The organism is Arabiibacter massiliensis (assembly GCF_902386925.1).
Lineage (GTDB): Bacteria > Actinomycetota > Coriobacteriia > Coriobacteriales > Eggerthellaceae > Arabiibacter > Arabiibacter massiliensis.
Genome location: NZ_LR698996.1, coordinates 1,500,412 through 1,517,324 on the forward strand (window position 1 = coordinate 1,500,412; position 16,913 = coordinate 1,517,324).

Sequence of the window (16,913 nt, forward strand, 5' to 3'; positions counted from 1 at the left end):
CATGCCCCTAGCGAGAACCCATTTTCGGCCAGAAGCCCACTTACGCGCAAGCCGCCCCGGCGAGCATCTCGCGGGCGTGGGCGAGGGAGGCTTCGGTGGCGTCGCCGGAGAGCATGCGGGCTATCTCGGCCGGGCGCTCGTCTGCGAGCAGACGGCGCAGGTCGGTCTCGGGCATGCCGCCCTCGCCTTCCTGCTTGCGCACGACGTAGTGGGCCTCGCCGCGCACGGCCACCTGGGCCAGGTGCGTGACCACGATCACCTGGTGCGTGCGCGCGAGGTCGGCCAACACCTCGGCGAGCGCCACGGCGGTGGAGCCGCCCACGCCGGCGTCCACCTCGTCGAACACGAGGGTGTCAACGTCGTCGCTCGCACCCAGCACCACCTTCGCGGCCAGCATGACGCGGCTCACCTCGCCGCCCGAGGCGATGCGCGCGAGCGGTCGCGCCTGCATGCCGGCACCGGGACGGAAGAGGAACTCCACGGCCTGCGAGCCCGTGCGCGTCCAGGCCTCGCGCTCGAGCGGCCGCACGTCGCACACGAGTTCGGCGCCGCCCATCTCGAGGCGCGCCATCTGCTGCGTGACGGCCTCGGCGAACCGCGGGGCCGCCTCGGCGCGTGCGTCGGCCAATGCGCCGGCCGCCTCCGCGAGCGCGGCCTCGGCGTCGTCCACGGCCCGCTGCGCGGCGCGCTCGCGCTCGGCGGCGTCGTCTACGAGCGACACGAGGTCGGCCGCCTCGGCGCGGCGCGCCAGCACGTCCTCCATGCGCGGGCCGTACGCGCGCAGAAGCCCCTGCAACGCTGCCATGCGCTCCTGCTGCTGCGCGAGCGCCTCGGGGTCGAACTCCACCTCGTCGCGGTAGTCGCGCGACTCGCGGGCGACGTCTTCCAGCACGTAGCCCGCCTCGCGCAGCGCGCCTGCGAGCTCGCCGAGCTTGCCGTCGAAGCGCGCGCCGCCGTCGAGGGCCGAGATGGCGGCGTTCAAGCCGTCGATAGCGCCGTCTTCGCCCGCGAGCGCCTCGTGCGCGGCATTCGTCGCCGTGGCCAGCGCCTCGGCGTGCTCCACGCGCGCCAGGTCGGCCGCCAGCTCGTCGTACTCTCCCTCGCGGGGGTCAACCGCGTCGATGCGCGAGAGCACGAAACGCGCCTCATCGAGCTTCGCCGACGACAGCTCGCCCGCCTCGCGCACGCGCGCGAGCTCGGCCGCCGCCTCCCCGGCCTGCGCGAACGCGGCCTCGTAGGCAGCGCGCGCCTCGGCCACGGCCTCCCCCGCCCAGGCGTCGAGCATGCGTACGTGGACGGCCGGCTTCATGAGCTGCTGGTGCTCGTGCTGGCCGCACAGGTCGATGGCGGGAGCGACGATGCGCGCGAGCTCGCCCACGCTGGCCATGCGCCCGTCGACGCTCGCGCGCGAGCGGCCGTCGGCGGTCACCCGACGCGTCACGACCAGTTCGTCCGACGCGCCGAGGCCGTCCTCCCCCGGCCCCTCGATGCCGAAGAACCGCCCCGACACGCAGAGCGCCTCCTGCCCGTCGCGCACGGCGTCCTTGTCAGCGCGCGCGCCCATGAGCAGCTTCAACGCCGAGAGCAGCGCCGTCTTGCCCGCGCCCGTCTCGCCCGTGAGCACGGTGAGCCCCCGCGCCGGCTCAAGCGCCGCAGCGCGGATCAGCGCAAGGTTCTCAACCTGTATCTCATCGATCATCGCGCACCTCTTACCTGTCGATTTCCTCAAAGGGCAAGTATACCAGCCGCCCGCGAGGGCTATCGCATGGGATCAACTGATTTGTGCAGACAGCGTCTGCGCAAATCAAGGTCGAACTTTCGCGCGCTCAGGCAGCGGGGAATGAACCGGGCGCTCCGTGCAGAACGACGACATGCCCATGCATGCGCCAAACAGGCCCTTCCGATGCAGCAAAATCACCGCTCTGAAGGGTTCCAACGTGCTTTCGGGCTCTCGCAGGAGAAACGTCTCGACAAGGAAGGACGTTTCCCCTGGTCGCGCAAAGCGGGTTTTCGCCGGCGGCCCCCATCGGGCTTCAGAGCGGTGATTTTGCTGCATCGGAGGTCCAGAAAACGCGAAGAAGCCGCGGCTTGGGCTGCGAGGGAATCCTTCGGGTCGCTTCGCGCGCTCGGACAGGAGGAGAAGCGCCGCACGAAGCTCTCACAGCGCGAACCGCTCGCGGGCGGAGGGAGGCTTCGTGGGTCCTCCCTGATCGCGGTGCCATTCCATGAGGTAGAGCACGCAGTCGGTGCGGTTGCAGGCGCGCAGGAGCTCGATCTGACGGTCGAAGGTGCGCTCGTCGATGAAGCCCGCGTCCACAAGCGCCTCCACCATCTGCCGGTCGCCCTCGCGCGCCACGCGCCGCATGGCCTCGGCCTCCTGCTCGCGCAGACGCGCAACGAGCGTCGCGCGCGCCTCGTCCGCCAGGCAAAACGGCACGGCCAGCCGGTGCAGCAGCGCGCCCAGGCGGTCGGGCAGGTTCTTCCCCGAAAGCAGCAGCCCATCGTAGCGCGCGAAGTCGAAGGGGATGCCGTCGGCCGGGTCGTCCAGAAAGCAGCTGAGCAGCTGGTCGGCGGACACGTGCACCACCGCGCCCGTGCGCTCGAGGCGGCAGACCGCATACTCGAAGCACCCCTCGCCCACCGAGCGCACGCTCGCGGGGATGGGAACCGGCCCCTCCAAGATGCGCGAGCAGAAGCTGTGCGCACCGATGCGCTCGAGGCCCTCGGGCAGCACAAGGCGGCGCGTGCCGCGGCAGGCGTTGTCTCGCTCGATGACGCGCACGGTGTCGGGCACCACGAGCGCGGCGGGCGCGTACGGCAGGGCGCGCACGCCGATGCGCTCAAGCGGACGGCCCTCCACGGCGCGCGGCAGGGCGAGCAGGTCGCCCGTGTCGGCCGCAGCGGCGGCGCCGGCCGCCTGGGCGGCCACCTCGCCGGGAGAAGGGATGTCGGCGCGCTCGCCCTGCCCGCGCAGCGCCGCAGCGCGCTCGGCCGCGGCCGACGCGAAATGCCGCGACACCGACGTCGGGGGCGGCGGCCCGGCCACGAGGTGCGCACCGCCCGCCTCGTCGAAGTCGTACCAGCAGCCGCCCTGCTCCACCGCGTGCGGCCCCGCCAGGCGCACGCCGCGCCGCGCGAGCGCGCGATATGCGGGAGCGGCGGCCGGGCACAGCCACACGGCGTCGTCCCACGTCTTCGCCTCAACATGCGCGAGCCCGCTTCCGCACGACACTACGCTCGGCGGCTCGCATCCCTGCGCGAACGCCGACGCCCCCACGCGCTCGACATCCGCCGGCAGATCCACCCGCGCAGGATACGGCGACGCGAGGAACACGAGCGTCCTCCCCTCATCCGCGAACAGGCTCCCCTCGCGCGCCGAGAACCGCTCGTTGCCCGCGTCGACGGAGAAGCACCGCCGCTGCAGACGCGGCGACACGCCCGCCAGATCGCACGGCTGCTCGCCGAGCACGCGCACGCCGCAGCCCAGATGGATGCGCTGCGCCGACAGCGCCAGAAACGCATTCGCCGCGATCACCCGCACGGTGTCGGGCACCACGAGCAGGCGCACGCCCACGCCCTGCACGCGCCGTCGGGCGAAGGCCTCCGCCGCTATGCGCACCACGGGCACGCCGTCCACCGCAGCGGGCACCGCAACCGCCAGACCGTCGTCGCAGCCGGCCGCTTCCGCGAATCGGCGCAGGTCGAAGCCAACGAGCGCGTAGCCGTCCACGTCCTCGCGCACCTCGATCGCGCCGCGTAGGCCGCCCTCCATGCGCTTGCGGCCGCCCGCGTCCGCCTCCGCCGCCTCTGCAGCCGCCCGCTGTGCGGCCTGAGCGAGCAGCTCCTCGCGCTCCTCGTCGGAGATGCCCATGCCGAGCGAGCCCACCACCAGCAAGTCGCCGTCAGTGCCGCCCGCGTCCGCCTCCGCCGTGTGCGCCGCCCACGACTCATAGGGCAGAAGCTGCGGCGACCACACCTCTCCGTCGACGGCCCGCGCCGCCCGCACCACTTCCACGTCGCGGGCATCGAGGCTCGGAGGATTCTTGCTCAACTGCTCAACAAGCGTGTCAAGATCGGTCGACACATCGTGAAACACCAGTTTGTTCCCAGTCATAGATTTGTGCGACCTCCCAAAACTCACATTTTGCCTGAGCGGTTTACCGCGTGCATCCCCCATGCTACACTGCGCGTGATGGCACTGGCAAGCGTCAACGTCCCGAAGGGAGCGCAATGGCATCTGCCGCCGCCGAGCCGCTTGCCCGTCAGGCGCTCGACCTCGCGAAGAACGAGCTGCTCGTGAGCCTGCGGTTCATGAACGCCGCGTTCGCGCGCCTCACGCCCCTTCCCGTACCCGGCGCGACGCTCGCCACCGACGGTGCGCACGTGCGCTACGACCCCGCCTCGCTCGCGCGCCTCTACGCCGACGAGCCCGCCTCGCTCGCTCGCGCCTACCTGCACCTCGTGCTGCACAACGTGTTCCTGCACCCCTTTGCCGGCGCGGACGTGGACGCCGCGCGCTGGGACGTCGCCTGCGACCTGGCGGTAGAGCACGTCATCGCCGAGCTCGACCTGCCCGCCACGCGCACCGCGCGTGCATCGCGCCAGAAGGCCGCCCTCGCGCGCATCGGCGCCGCGCTGCCCGTGGTCACCGCCGAGACCGTCTACCGCTACCTCGCGGACGAGGGACTTTCTGCAGATGAGCTGGCCGAGCTGCGCGCGCCCTTCTACGTGGACGACCACGGGCCCTGGCACCGCATGCGCGTCGCGGAAGGCGAGGACGACGCGGCCGAGGAGGGCCGGCGCGCCGAGGAGCAGGATGACGGCGAGGCGCACGGCCCCGCGTCCGGCGCCGGCGAGGACGGCACCGACATGGAGCTGCCTCCCGACGCCGCACCCGCCAAACGCAGCCACGCGTCGGAGCGCGGCATGGACCCGGACGACATCGTGCAGAAGGAGGCCCCCGAGAACGCCGCGCGCTCGATCGGCGAGCGCTTTGCCGACACCATTAACCTCGATCGCTCGCGCGAGCAGTGGAAGAACGCCGCGCTTGAAATGGGCGTGCAGCTGGACTCCTACGTGAAGCTCTGGGGCACGAAGGGCGCGAACCTCGCTATGAACCTGCGCGCCGTCACGCGCGAGAAGCAGGACTACCGCGAGTTTTTGCGCAAGTTCGCGCGGATGGGCGAGCAGATTCGCGTGAACGACGACGAGTTCGACTACGTATACTATTGTTGCGGCCTGGAGCGCTACGGCAACCTGCCGCTCATCGAGCCGCTCGAGTACGTGGAGGAGAAGCGCATCCGCGACTTCGTCATCGCCATCGACACGTCGGCTTCCACGAAGGACGGCCTCGTGCGCCGCTTCATCGAGAAGACGTATTCCATCCTGGCCGACGAGACGAGCTTCTTCGCCGACATGAACGTGCTCATCGTGCAGTGCGACGCCGCCATCGCCGACGTGACGCGCATCGCGAACCTGCATGACTTGGACGACTACCTGGAGAACCTCGAGGTCAAGGGCCTGGGAGGCACCGACTTCCGCCCCGTGTTCGCCTACGTGGACGATGCCGTGGAGCGCGGCGAGCTCACGAACCTCGGCGGCCTCATCTACTTCACCGACGGCCAGGGCACCTACCCCGCCCGCAAGCCCGACTACGACGCGGCGTTCATCTTCGTCGACGACGCGACCGCCGCCGCCAGCCCGCCCGTACCCACCTGGGCCATGAAAGTGGCCCTCGACGAGACGATCACGAGGGAAATGGCATAAAAGGGGACAGTCCCCTTTTATGCCATTTTGGAAAGGAAGCTCACCGTGGACATCCAGCAAGCGAAGCAGCAGATCAAGAACGCGATGGTGGCGTACTTCTCGAAGGACGAGTTCGGCAACTACCGCCTGCCCACCGAACGACAGCGGCCCGTATTCCTGCTGGGCGCGCCCGGCATCGGCAAGACGGCCATCATGGAGCAGATCGCGCAGGACCTCGACGTGGGCTTCGTGTCGTACTCGATGACGCACCACACGCGCCAAAGCGCGCTCGGCCTGCCGTTCATCGCGAAGAAGACCTACGACGGCGTGGAGTACGATGTGTCGGAGTACACGATGAGCGAGATCATCGCCGCGGTGTACGACGCCATGGAGGCCACCGGGCGGCGCGAGGGGATTCTCTTCCTCGACGAGATCAACTGCGTATCCGAGACGCTCACGCCCGCGATGCTGCAGTTCCTGCAGTACAAGGTGTTCGGGCGCCATCGCGTGCCCGACGGCTGGATCGTGGTGACGGCCGGCAACCCCACCGAGTACAACAGAGTGGCGCACGACTTCGACATCGCCACGTGGGACCGCCTCAAGCGCATCGACGTGGAGCCCGACTTCGCCGCCTGGCGCGAGTTCGCCGTGCAGACCGGCGTGCACCCCGCCGTGCTCACGTACCTCGACATCGAGCGCGACCACTTCTACCGCGTGGAGACCACCGTGGACGGCAAGTCGTTCGTCACGGCGCGCGGCTGGGACGACCTCTCGGCCATGATGAAATTGTACGAGGAGCAGGGCATGCCGATCGACGAGCTCTTGATCGGCCAGTACGTGCAGAACGCTGAGATCGCGAAGCGCTTCAGCGTGTACTACGACCTGTTCACGAAGTACCGCGCCGACTACCAGATAGACCGCATCCTGGCGGGCGAGGCCGATGCGGCCGTGGTTGAGCGCGCGCGGGAGGCGGGCTTCGACGAGCGCGTGTCGTTGATGGGCCTGGTCACCGACGCCCTCGGCGGCCGCCTGCGCGACGCGGTGCTGGAAGAGCGCGCGGTCGCGTTCGCCCATGGACGTCTGGCCGAGATGCGCGATGCCGTGGCCGGCGACGACGCCGCGAACGTCCTGCCCCAGCTGCGCGACGAGGCGGCCGCCATCCAGCGCCGCTTGGAGACCGAGCGCAAGGCAGGGTTGCTCTCGGACGAGAAGTACGTGTCATACGAGCGCACGCTCGCGCTGCTCGACCGCGCGATGCGCGCCGACGCGGCGGGCACGGGCGAAGGCGTGCCGTTCGCGCAGGTGAAGGAGCTGTTCGGCGAACTGGTTGACGCGCTCGACGCGCGCATCGCCGCCACGTCGGCGGCGCTCGACAACGCCTTCCGCTTCGTGGAGGACGCCTTCGGCGAGGGCCAGGAGATGCTGCTGCTGGTCACCGACCTATCGGTCAATCGCCACGGCATGTCCTTCATCAACGACCACGGCTGCGAGCGCTACTTCAAGCACAACGAGGCCCTGCTCTTCCACGAGCGCGGCACCGACCTCGCCGACCGCATCAACCAACTGGATTTAACGGAAGAAAACGCTTGAAATACGAACTTATGTTCTGTATAATGCAAGACATCATATACGTTGGCTGGGTGCTACCCTAACTTTCTCGCAAAGGACAGCCGCCTTTTTGAAAGGAGGCTGTCCATGGAACAGCTTTATGACCCCGCACCGGACGAAGCGGTCTATCAATCCGTTCGCGCCACGCTCGAATTCGCGCGCACGAAAGCCGCAGCAGCGGTGAACGACGCGATGGTTTCCGCCTACTGGGAGATCGGCCGGCAAATAGCCGAGGCGCAGGGAGACCGCGCCGAATACGGCAAGCATCTGATGGAATATTTGTCCGAGCGGCTGACAACCGAGTTCGGCAAGGGGTTTACGGAACGCAACCTTCGTGCTATGCGCCAGCTGTATCTTGCATATCCAATTCGGCACACGCTGTGTGCCGAATTGAGTTGGTCTCATTATCGCCTGATCATTCGCATAGAATACCCTATTCGGCGCGACTTCTGCGTCCGTTCTGCCATCGAAGAACGCTGGACGGTACGACAGCTTGATCGACAGATCCATTCGTTCTACTATGAACGGCTTCTACCTACCCGCGCAGAGGGAAAAGACAAAGTTCGACAGGAGATTCGGCAACTCGAACCTCCAACCAGGGCAGACGGCATCCTCAAAGACCCATACGTGCTCGATTTCCTCGACCTGAACGGAAATTCAGACTATCTGGAAACGGCTTTGGAGCAAGCGCTCATGGACAAGCTCCAACAATTCCTGCTGGAGCTTGGAAAGGGGTTCTCGTTCGTGGCACGGCAGCAGCGCATCGATGCCGACGGCGACCACTACTACATCGACCTCGTGTTCTACCACTACATTCTCAAATGCTTCGTGCTGATCGATTTGAAAACCGGAAAGCTCACGCCGCAAGACGTCGGTCAGATGGACTTCTACGTTCGCCTGTTCGACGACCAGTGCACCCAGCCCGACGACAACCCCACTATCGGCATCGTCCTCTGCGCTAATCGCAACGAAGCAGTGGCCAAGTATTCGGCGCTTGCCGACGGGAAAGGGCTATTCGCCTCGCAGTACGTGCTCTGCCTGCCAACCGAAGAGGAGCTGTCGCAAGCTCTCGAGGCAACCTGCCTGCTTGCAAGCGAAGGTGAGGGTTGAGCTCGCGAGCACGAGGGCTGGCGGACAAAAAAGAACCGTCCCCTTTTTGTCATAAGCCCCTCTTGTCATCCTGAGCGGAGGCGCGCAGCGCCGTAGTCGAAGGATCCCCTGCGGCGCCAGCCGTGACGCTTCCAGCTGGCGCCGCAGGGGATCCTTCGACTCGCTTCGCTCGCTCAGGATGACAGGGGGATATGCCTAATTGTCTCACGTGAAACACCGGCGGTTTTAGCACGAATGTTTCACGTGAAACATCGTTACGCGCAGTAGGCTTTGATGGCGTCGCGGAGGAATTCGGCGGCACCGGGGGCCCAGGCTTCGTAGTAGGCTTTGAAGCGCTCGTCGGCCACGTACATCTCGGCGAGGCCGGCGTGCGCGGCCTTCGTGTACGTGCCGTCCTTCCAGAAGGCGCAGAGCCACTGGCGGTGCAGGTCGGCGGCGCGCAGGCCGTCCTCGCCCGCCGGATCGCCTACGGCCATGCCGGCCAGCACGGCCTCCCTGATCTGCTCCGAAAGCTCCTGCGTGCTGCGGTACTGCTCCTCGGTCATGCCCATGAGCTTGGCGTTGCTCGCGTCGGCGGCCTCGTCGCCCCAGCGCTCGCGCACCTCCGCACCGTACTTCGCTTCGTTCTCGTCCACGAGGCCGCGCTTGAACGCCTCGAACTTCTCGTCGTCTTTCATCGGTTCGCTTCCTTCCATGCAGGCGAGCGTCTTCTCTACGCTCGCAATCAATCCTTCGATGCGTCGCTTGCGTCCCCGCAGCTCGCGCAGGTGGCCGGCCAGCGCCTCCCGCGGGTCGAACGCCGGGTCGTCCAGCAGCCGCTTGATGTCCGCCAGCGGCATCTCGGCCTCGCGGTACAAGAGCACCTGCTGCAGCCGGTCCACCTCGTCCGGCCCGTAGCGCCGGTATCCGTTCGCCGCGCGCCGCGCCCGCACCAGGCCCAGCTCGTCGTAGTGGTGCAGCGTGCGCACGGTCACGCCCGACAGCGCCGCCAGCTCATGCACCGTGTAGCCGCCATGCTTCACAAGCGGTCTCCTTTCTTCTGCGATCGCATCGCCAGCGTACACCCTCACGTAACGTGAGGGTCAAGGACTTTCGTCAAAGAAATGTACTGTAGTACACGAACGGGTGTTTCACGTGAAACATGTACGAGAACGTGAAGTTGCGCACAGTTCGCTGCACGGCACAAGGCGAGTCAGCGAGCTGCCCACAAGCTAGCTTAGCGCGACAGAGACTTGACTAGCGACCCACCCGCAGCTTGAGGACGTCCTTGGGGCACGTGTCGGCGCAGGCGGCGCACTGGATGCATTCGGCATCCAGGATGGCGCCGTCGCGCAGCAGGCGTTCCACCGGCAGGCTCATGGGACAGGCGCGCTCGCACTTTCCGCAGCTCACGCAGAGCTCCGGTTCGGCTTCCACACGCAGTTGCGGCAGGCGCAGCGCGCGGCCCAGCTTCTCGCCCAGTACCATGAACGGCGCCATCCAGCAGATGCAGTGGCACATGGCGCGCCGGCCCAAAAATAGGTTGGGGACGAAGAACGCCGCCACGACGATGACGTACACCATCAGGCCGACCGGGCTGTTCATCGACACGCCGCCGGGGATACCGTACAAGGGATCAACCACCGTGAAGCCGCCCGCAAACCACGCGCACACGGCTATCGAGATGAGCCACGGCACCCAGATGACGTACTTCACGCGCTTGAGCCACGCCGGCCGCGACGGCTTGCCCACCGCATCGGCCGCAAGCTCCTGCAGCCCGCCCGCCGCGCACAGCCACCCGCACCACGCCCGACGCAGCACCAGGGCCAGCACGAACTGGATGGCGAACACGAGCACGCTGGCCGTCACCACGCCTGCCAGCGCGCCCTCGATGATGAGCACCGGCGAGAAGTAGAAGATGATGATCGGGAACAGCAGAAACGTCGTGAGCAACGCGAGCCGCCGCACCCGCTGCCGCATCGCGGGCGCTCGCCGGGCGCTCATGAGCGCACCGCGGTGAGCAGGCCGCGGAACGCCTCGTCCATGCGCTCGCGCAGCTCCTCGTCGGTGAACTGCGCGCCCGTGGCCAGCATGGCGGCCATGCCGTGCGCGTACACGATCATGTGCAGGTAGAGCTTGCGCGCCGCCTCGGGCGAAAGGTGCCCCAGCTCCTCGATGCACCGCTGCACGCCGTCCACCGCAACGCTCTCGTACACCTCCTCGAAGCCCGTCGCCTCCATGTGCGGCGACAGGTACAGGAAGTGGAACAGCGGCCGCTCCTCACGCGCGAGACGCAGATGCGACAGGCCGTTGGACTCGAAGGGGTTGCGCCCATCGCCCGCATGCGCGCGATGGTACGCCTCCGTCCACGCGCGCGCGTGGTCGTACAGCTCGCGCACGAGCCCCTCCATGTCGCCGAAAAGGCTGTAGATCGGCTGCACCGAGCACCCCGCCCGCTGCGCCACCGCCCGCGCGCTCAACGCCGGCTCCCCCTGCTCGCGCACGATGGCAAGCGCCGCGTCGAGCACCGCCTCCCTGGTCACCCGCTGCTCCGGCATGCCGTCCCCTCCTTCTCGAATAACACTCGTTATATTACGGATGTAATATACACTAGGCGAAACCGGAGCGCAAGGGGGGCAAGGACGCGGCGCGGGGGCGAGCGAGGAGCCGCAGATGGTCGCCGATTGTTTCACGTGAAACAATCGGCGATTTTAGCACGGATGTTTCACGTGAAACATCCGGGGTGCTGCCTCACGCGGGCTGGTTCGCCTTCGCGAACGCCTTGAGTTCCTTCTTGCGGGCGGGAGCGAGCTCCTTCTTCGGGATGCCCTGCACCGCCCCTTCGAGCGCGTAGAGCTGGTGCAGGCACACGCCGGGGTCGACGGTCTGCATCTTGAGCCAGGACCGCTCGGCGCCGAGGGCCAGCAGGTCCTCGGGCGTCTCGATCCCCACTTGGGAGAGCTGCTCGGCGGCATGCGCGCCGATGTTGGGAAGGTCGGTGAGCTTCGCCATGTCAGTTCGCCTCCTCGATCGCGGCCGCGAGGCGCGCGAGGTCGTCGTCGTTTGGATGGTCGAGCGCCTCGTCGAAGTTCTCGATGAGCTGGCGCATCCGCGGGGCCTGCGCGGGGTTGGCCTCGGCCTGCCGCTCGTAGCGCTCCCGCACGCTCGCCGGCATGCGGCCCTGGCACAGGAAGGTGCCGACGATCCGCGCCGACTCGGGCAGGTGCACGGCAACGCGCGCCGCGACGCCGGCGAAGTACGTCGCGTCGGCGCCGAAGCCGCAGGTGCCGAACAGAAACGCTTCCCGGCCCGCAAGGGAGGCCAAAAGCTCGGCCATCTCGTCGGTGCAGTCGCCGCGGTTCGTCCAGAAGCCCGCGTACACGCGATCGGCCGCCGCGACCGGCCGCGCATCCACCTCCCCGACGCGCCCGAACGCGAGCCGCCCCTCCTCAGGCAGCGCCGCGGCCACGGCGCGCGCGAGCGCTTCGGTGTTGCCGGTGCGGCTGTCGTAGACGATGACGTAATCCATGTGCGCTCCTCTCGGATATTCAAGCAGCCCCGCTATACTATAGCCCAACGACAACGCAGAGAAGGGAATTTCATGCGGGCAGTGGTGCAACGCGTCTCGAGCGCGCAGGTGGACATCGAAGGCGTCACGGCGGGCAGCATCGGGCGGGGCCTCGTCATCCTGCTCGGCGTCGGCCACGACGACGGCGAAGAGCAGGCCGAGCGCCTGTGGAGCAAGATCGGCCGCCTGCGCATCTTCGAGGACGAGGCCGGCAAGACCAACCTCTCACTCGCCGACGTGGGCGGCGAGGTCCTGGTCGTGTCGCAGTTCACGCTGTTCGCCAGCTGCAAGAAGGGAAACCGTCCCTCGTTCACCGGCGCCGGCGCGCCCGACGAGGCCAACCGCCTCTACGAATGGTTCGTCGAACGCGCCCGCCGCGACGTCCCCCGCGTGGAAACCGGCCGCTTCGGCGCGTACATGGACTTGCGCCTGGTGAACGACGGTCCCTTCACGCTGTGGCTGGACACCGACGAGCTATAGCAGCGCGGCCTCCCACTCGGCTTCCTTGAAGCCCACCAGCACGAAATCCTCGCCCACCACGAGCGGGCGCTTCACCAGCATGCCGTTCTCGGCGAGCAGCGCGTAGGCCTCCTCGTCGGACATCCCCGCATCGAGCAGCGCCTTCACGTTGCGCTCGCGGTAGAGTATGCCGCTGGTGTTGAAGAAGCGGCGCAGCGGCAGTCCGCTCTTCTCGTGCCACGCCGCCAGCTCCTCGGCGGTCGGGTTGTCCTCCACGATGTGGCGGTCCGCATACGCCACGCCGTGCGCGTCGAGCCACGCCTTCGCCTTCTTGCAGGTGGAGCACTTCGGATACTCGATGAACAGCACGTCGGCCATGACGGCCTCCTTTCTCTCGCGGCTCATGATAGCAAACGGCCGCGCCGTCGGGCACCGCGCGCAGGTCGTTTGCTATACTGGAAGGCGAACGAACGCGGAAAGGACGCGCCATGATCTTCTACTTCAGCGGAACCGGCAACTCGCTCGCGGCCGCGATGGCCATCGCCAAGGCAACCGACGATATGCTCGTGGACATCGGCGCGTCCTACAAGTACAAGGACTTCGACTTCACGCTCGAGCAGGGCGAGCAGCTGGGCTTCGTCTTCCCCACCTACAACTGGACGACGCCGCCCATCGTGGACGCGTTCATCGAGCGCGCGCAGTTCCGCACCGGCAACAAGGAGACGTTCGCCCCCGGCTACTGCTTCGCCGTGGTCACCTGCGGCGGCGGCTTCATCGGCAACACGGCGCGCATCTTCGGCAAGCGTCTGCTAGCCGCCCAGGGCATCAACCTGGACGCGTCGTTCAGCATTCGCTCGGTGGGCAACTGCACGTTTCTGTACGCGCCGGCCGAGGGGAAGAGGCGCGAGCAGCTGCTCGCCCACGCCGAGCTGGAGGCGCGCAAGGCGTCCGAGCGCATCGCCGCGCGCGAGCGCGTGCATGCCGAGCGCCGCAACCCCTTCGGCGTGCTCATGAGCGCGTTCAACGAGAAAGACGAGAAGCCGCGCTCCACCTCCGAGTTCTACACGCTGCCCACCTGCATCCACTGCGGCCGCTGCGCCGAGCTCTGCCCCACCAACACCATCACCATGATCGAGGGCGCGCCGCGCTGGACGGAGCTGGGCTGCACGCAATGCCTCGCCTGCCTGCACCGCTGCCCCACGAACTCCATCCAGTACGGCAAGGCCACCGAGACGCGCGGCCGCTACGTGAACCCCGTCCTCGCCACCGCGAAGGGCGTGTGACGCCTACCACTCCACCTCTTCGTAGACGATGCCGTGTTCATGCTCGAGACGATCGAAAAAGGCCTTCGGAGAGCAACAGGCAATGCTCGACCGCGCGAACCCCTTCTCATCGCGCGTCAAAAGCACGTCGGCCTTCACTTTCTCCGCACATACATCGATGAGGCAGTCCTCGAAATCGAGCCAGCACCGCTCCGCAGTCTGCCGGATATCATCCGCGTCCACGGCGCACACCTTGAGGTACTCCAAGCTTTTGATGAATGTCTGCTGGACGTTCGCACTCTCGTTCTCTTTGCGCATCACATAGAATACGTCGGTGAAAGACTTGGCGGAAACCCATAGCTCTATATCCCCGAGCACCTGCATGACCTGGAGCTTCGCAGCTGCATCGCCTTCTGGCGGGCGACCGGTGAAAAGATCGATAATGACGTTGGTGTCAAGCAAAGCGCGCATAGCGTTCCTCCCGTGCCTCGTCGAGCAGCTCCTTGAACGATTTGGCCTCCCACTCCTCAGGCGCGTTGAGCCTCGTCTCCCGCATGCGCTTTTGTACCTTCTCCTTCTGTTCAGGAGTGAGCGTGCGGCGCTTGTTCTTCAAATCTTCGAGCGAGGGTGCGGACGTCGGAAGCGCCTCATGATCGATAACGTACTGGTAAGCGGCATTGACCAGCTCCGTTGGCGTGGAACCGATCTTCTTCAGCACCTTGTTCCCCTGGTCCCTGATCTCCGCAGGCACGCGTGCGGTGACGACGGGATCTGTGCGACCGGGCATCGCCGAAGCGCTGCCGCCCGCTTTCTTCGGAACCTTCTTTGCAGTGCCTTTGTCCATCACGGCATCCATACCGCACCTCGCTTCCTTTCTTTCCCACTATAGAGTAATACCGTATTACAAGCAATGCCTGCCATGAAAAACTTCGGGAACGTCTTGACAGCTCGTGCGCACGGTGTTTATAGTGTGCATATCGGGTATATACACCATGCACGGCATGTTCGCGCATGGCGACCCGAGGGAAGGCAAACGGGGAACGTGCCCGCGCGCCTTCCGGCACGAAGCGGGACGCCGCGACGTGCCACCCGGGTGCGGCGGGGACGCCCCTGCACCTGCGCACTGCCCCGCCGAGCAAGCGGGAGACTGGAACAGGAGCACCGTGGACATCATCATCTCGAACGCAAGCGACAAGCCCATCTACGAGCAGATAACCGCCCAGATGAAAAGCCTCATCCTCGGCGGCACGCTCGCGGAGGGCGCCCAGCTTCCCTCGATGCGCGCGCTGGCGAACGATTTGCGCATCAGCGTGATCACCACCAAGCGCGCCTACGCCGACCTCGAGGCCCAAGGGTTCATCGAGACGGTGCAGGGCAAGGGCAGCTTCGTCGCCGGCGGCAACATGGAGCTTCTGCGCGAGGAGCGTCTGCGCCACATCGAGGAGCTGCTCACCCGCGCGGTGGACGAGGCCCGCACGGCCGGCGTCGCACCGGCCGTGCTCCACGACATGCTCGACCTTTTGACGGAAGACTAGGAACGTATACCGCGCCGCACCGCCCTCGGGCCGCGCGCGGCCACGGAAAGAAAGTGACGACTTATGGGCGATCTGCTTCGCATACAGAACCTGGAGAAGCACTACGAGGGCTTCGACCTCGAGGGCGTCTCCTTCAGCGTGCCCGCCGGCAGCGTGGTGGGCTTCATCGGCTCCAACGGCGCCGGCAAGACCACCACCATCAAGGCCATCCTGGGCCTCATCTTCCCCGACGGCGGCTCTATCTCGCTGTTCGGCGAGGAGGTGACCAGCGCGCCCGAGAAGCGCCTGGCCGAGCTCAAGCAGCGCATCGGCGTGGTGTTCGACACCTGCTCGTTTCCGGAAGAGCTCACCGTGGAGGCGGTGGGCAAGCTGATGAGGCACTGCTACAAGAACTGGAATCCCGGGAAGTTCCGCACGCTCGTCCAGCAGCTGGGCCTGCCCGCGGGCAAGACGGTGAAGGACCTGTCGCGCGGCATGGGCATGAAGCTGTCGCTGGCCTGCGCGCTGGCGCACGACCCCGACCTGCTGGTGCTCGACGAGGCCACGGCAGGCCTCGACCCCCTGGCCCGCGACGAGGCCTTAGACACGCTGCGCTTGTTCATGAACGAGCATCGCGGCATCCTCATGTCCAGCCACATCACGAGCGATTTGGAGAAGATAGCCGACTACATCGTGTGCATCGACGAGGGACGCATCGTGTTCGCCCTTGAGAAGGACGCCATCACCGACGTGGCCGGCGTGGCGCAGTGCCGCGCGGCCGAGTTCGACGCCATCGTGGACAGCGGCATCTTCGCGCGCGGCACCATGCGCTTCGAGCGCAGCGTCTACGGCACCGCGGTGCTCGTGCCCGACCGCCAGGCGTTCGCCGCGCGCTTCCCCCAGGTGGCGCTTGAGCGCGCCGACATCGACTCGTACATGTCGCTCATGCTGAAGGGAGAGGCGCGATGAAGTCCATGCTTATGTTCGACCTGCTCACCGCCAAGAAGCTCGCGGTGTCCCAGCTGGTGCTGGGCGTGGTGGTGTCCGTCGTCCTCGCCGTGTCCACGCAAACCGCTTTGGCCATCGTGCCCATCGCCACCCTCATGATGTCCTACTCGGTGGGCTTCACGCTGGTGGCCTTCGACGAGCGCAACAACTGGGATGAGTTCCGCCTCACGCTGCCGCTCTCGCGCGCGAGCATCATCTGCGGGCGCTACGCCACCTTCCTCATCATGACGTTCATCGGCCTGGTGTTCGGCCTGGTTCTCATGGGTATCGTGTTCGCGCTGGCTCAGCTCATGCCGACTGTGCCGCTGCTGGCCACCCTGGTTGTGGGGCTGGACTGGCAGCTGGTGGTGGGCGTGTCGGTGGCCTCCATCGCGGGTTCGCTCGTCCTATGGCTCATCGCGCTTCCGCTGGTGGCGCGCTTCGGCATGACGAAGGCCGTGCGCTTCCTCCCGCTCGTGTTCATCTTGGGAATGCTCTTCGTCGGGCCGCTGCTCCAGAACGCGGGCCCGGCGCCGCAGTTCCTCGTCGACCTCATCACCTGGGCCGTCACACCTGCCGGCACGATCGGGCTCTCCGCGGCGGTGGTTGCCGCAGTGGCCGTGCTGGCCGCGGCGTCGTGCGTTCTGTCCGTGAAGCTGTACCAAAAGCGGGAGTTCTAGC

Annotated in this window: 18 protein-coding genes; 8 read left to right on the forward strand and 10 right to left on the reverse strand. The window is 66.9% G+C overall.

Going from position 1 to position 16,913, the window contains the following annotated elements; all coding sequences use genetic code 11:
- Nucleotides 1-40: 40 nt before the first annotated feature.
- Together recN and FX134_RS06560 are read right to left on the reverse strand one after the other, a co-directional pair.
- Nucleotides 41-1,699 carry a DNA repair protein RecN gene (gene recN, locus FX134_RS06555; RefSeq protein ID WP_080799370.1) on the reverse strand — a complete coding sequence of 553 codons (1,659 nt, stop codon included), beginning with the start codon at nt 1,697-1,699 and terminating at the stop codon, nt 41-43.
- A gap of 459 nt (nt 1,700-2,158) precedes the next feature.
- Nucleotides 2,159-4,114 carry a leucine-rich repeat domain-containing protein gene (locus tag FX134_RS06560; protein ID WP_080799373.1) on the reverse strand — a complete coding sequence of 652 codons (1,956 nt, stop codon included), beginning with the start codon at nt 4,112-4,114 and terminating at the stop codon, nt 2,159-2,161.
- A 116-nt stretch (nt 4,115-4,230) separates the two neighbouring features.
- Between FX134_RS06560 and FX134_RS06565 the strand changes: the two genes are divergently transcribed.
- The 3 genes from FX134_RS06565 to FX134_RS06575 all read left to right on the forward strand — a co-directional run bounded on the left by FX134_RS06565 (nt 4,231) and on the right by FX134_RS06575 (nt 8,463).
- Nucleotides 4,231-5,766, forward strand: a complete 1,536-nt coding sequence (locus tag FX134_RS06565) for a vWA domain-containing protein (RefSeq protein WP_080799377.1) — start codon at nt 4,231-4,233, stop codon at nt 5,764-5,766.
- 45 nt (nt 5,767-5,811) lie between these two features.
- Nucleotides 5,812-7,335 (forward strand): ATP-binding protein, encoded by a 1,524-nt coding sequence (locus FX134_RS06570; RefSeq protein WP_080799380.1) that lies wholly within the window; start codon nt 5,812-5,814, stop codon nt 7,333-7,335.
- Nucleotides 7,336-7,440: 105 nt separating this feature from the next.
- The gene (locus FX134_RS06575) at nt 7,441-8,463 is read left to right on the forward strand and encodes a PDDEXK nuclease domain-containing protein (RefSeq protein WP_080799384.1); all 1,023 of its coding nucleotides are present in this window, start codon (nt 7,441-7,443) and stop codon (nt 8,461-8,463) included.
- A 254-nt stretch (nt 8,464-8,717) separates the two neighbouring features.
- On the opposite strand, the gene FX134_RS06580 is transcribed toward FX134_RS06575, so the two are convergent.
- From FX134_RS06580 to bilS, 5 genes are all read right to left on the reverse strand, one after another.
- Entirely contained in the window at nt 8,718-9,485 is a 768-nt protein-coding gene (locus tag FX134_RS06580) for a MerR family transcriptional regulator (protein ID WP_080799387.1), read from the reverse strand.
- Between the two features lie 214 nt (nt 9,486-9,699).
- Nucleotides 9,700-10,446, reverse strand: a complete 747-nt coding sequence (locus FX134_RS06585; RefSeq protein ID WP_080799390.1) for a 4Fe-4S binding protein — start codon at nt 10,444-10,446, stop codon at nt 9,700-9,702.
- Nucleotides 10,443-11,000 carry a TetR/AcrR family transcriptional regulator gene (locus FX134_RS06590; protein WP_080799393.1) on the reverse strand — a complete coding sequence of 186 codons (558 nt, stop codon included), beginning with the start codon at nt 10,998-11,000 and terminating at the stop codon, nt 10,443-10,445. The genes FX134_RS06585 and FX134_RS06590 overlap by 4 nt, the downstream gene beginning before the upstream one ends.
- A 193-nt stretch (nt 11,001-11,193) precedes the next feature.
- A complete protein-coding gene (locus tag FX134_RS06595; RefSeq protein WP_080799397.1) occupies nt 11,194-11,454 on the reverse strand; it encodes a TfoX/Sxy family protein in 261 nt (86 codons plus the stop codon).
- A gap of 1 nt (nt 11,455) precedes the next feature.
- Entirely contained in the window at nt 11,456-11,971 is a 516-nt protein-coding gene (gene bilS, locus FX134_RS06600; protein WP_080799400.1) for a flavodoxin family protein BilS, read from the reverse strand.
- A gap of 72 nt (nt 11,972-12,043) precedes the next feature.
- On the opposite strand from bilS, the gene dtd reads away from it, so the two are divergent.
- Nucleotides 12,044-12,490 (forward strand): D-aminoacyl-tRNA deacylase, encoded by a 447-nt coding sequence (gene dtd, locus FX134_RS06605; RefSeq protein WP_080799403.1) that lies wholly within the window; start codon nt 12,044-12,046, stop codon nt 12,488-12,490.
- Here dtd and FX134_RS06610 read toward each other — a convergent pair.
- Nucleotides 12,485-12,847 (reverse strand): arsenate reductase family protein, encoded by a 363-nt coding sequence (locus FX134_RS06610; RefSeq protein WP_080799406.1) that lies wholly within the window; start codon nt 12,845-12,847, stop codon nt 12,485-12,487. The two genes, dtd and FX134_RS06610, sit on opposite strands and share 6 nt — an antisense overlap.
- Before the next feature lie 110 nt (nt 12,848-12,957).
- On the opposite strand from FX134_RS06610, the gene FX134_RS06615 reads away from it, so the two are divergent.
- Complete coding sequence (locus FX134_RS06615) at nt 12,958-13,752, forward strand: EFR1 family ferrodoxin (protein ID WP_080799410.1); 795 nt, start codon at nt 12,958-12,960, stop codon at nt 13,750-13,752.
- A 3-nt stretch (nt 13,753-13,755) separates the two neighbouring features.
- Here the strand turns inward: FX134_RS06615 and FX134_RS06620 are convergent, their stop codons facing one another.
- Together FX134_RS06620 and FX134_RS06625 are read right to left on the reverse strand one after the other, a co-directional pair.
- Entirely contained in the window at nt 13,756-14,202 is a 447-nt protein-coding gene (locus FX134_RS06620; protein ID WP_080799413.1) for a type II toxin-antitoxin system VapC family toxin, read from the reverse strand.
- On the reverse strand, nt 14,186-14,587 hold the full coding sequence (locus tag FX134_RS06625; protein WP_232050862.1) for a type II toxin-antitoxin system RelB/DinJ family antitoxin: 402 nt from the start codon (nt 14,585-14,587) through the stop codon (nt 14,186-14,188). Before FX134_RS06625 ends, FX134_RS06620 begins: the two co-directional genes overlap by 17 nt.
- 307 nt (nt 14,588-14,894) lie before the next feature.
- On the opposite strand from FX134_RS06625, the gene FX134_RS06630 reads away from it, so the two are divergent.
- From FX134_RS06630 to FX134_RS06640, 3 genes are all read left to right on the forward strand, one after another.
- A complete protein-coding gene (locus FX134_RS06630; RefSeq protein WP_080799415.1) occupies nt 14,895-15,266 on the forward strand; it encodes a GntR family transcriptional regulator in 372 nt (123 codons plus the stop codon).
- 63 nt (nt 15,267-15,329) lie between these two features.
- Entirely contained in the window at nt 15,330-16,214 is an 885-nt protein-coding gene (locus FX134_RS06635) for an ABC transporter ATP-binding protein (RefSeq protein ID WP_080799417.1), read from the forward strand.
- Nucleotides 16,211-16,912 (forward strand): ABC-2 transporter permease, encoded by a 702-nt coding sequence (locus tag FX134_RS06640; protein WP_080799419.1) that lies wholly within the window; start codon nt 16,211-16,213, stop codon nt 16,910-16,912. Before FX134_RS06635 ends, FX134_RS06640 begins: the two co-directional genes overlap by 4 nt.
- Nucleotide 16,913: the final 1 nt, after the last annotated feature.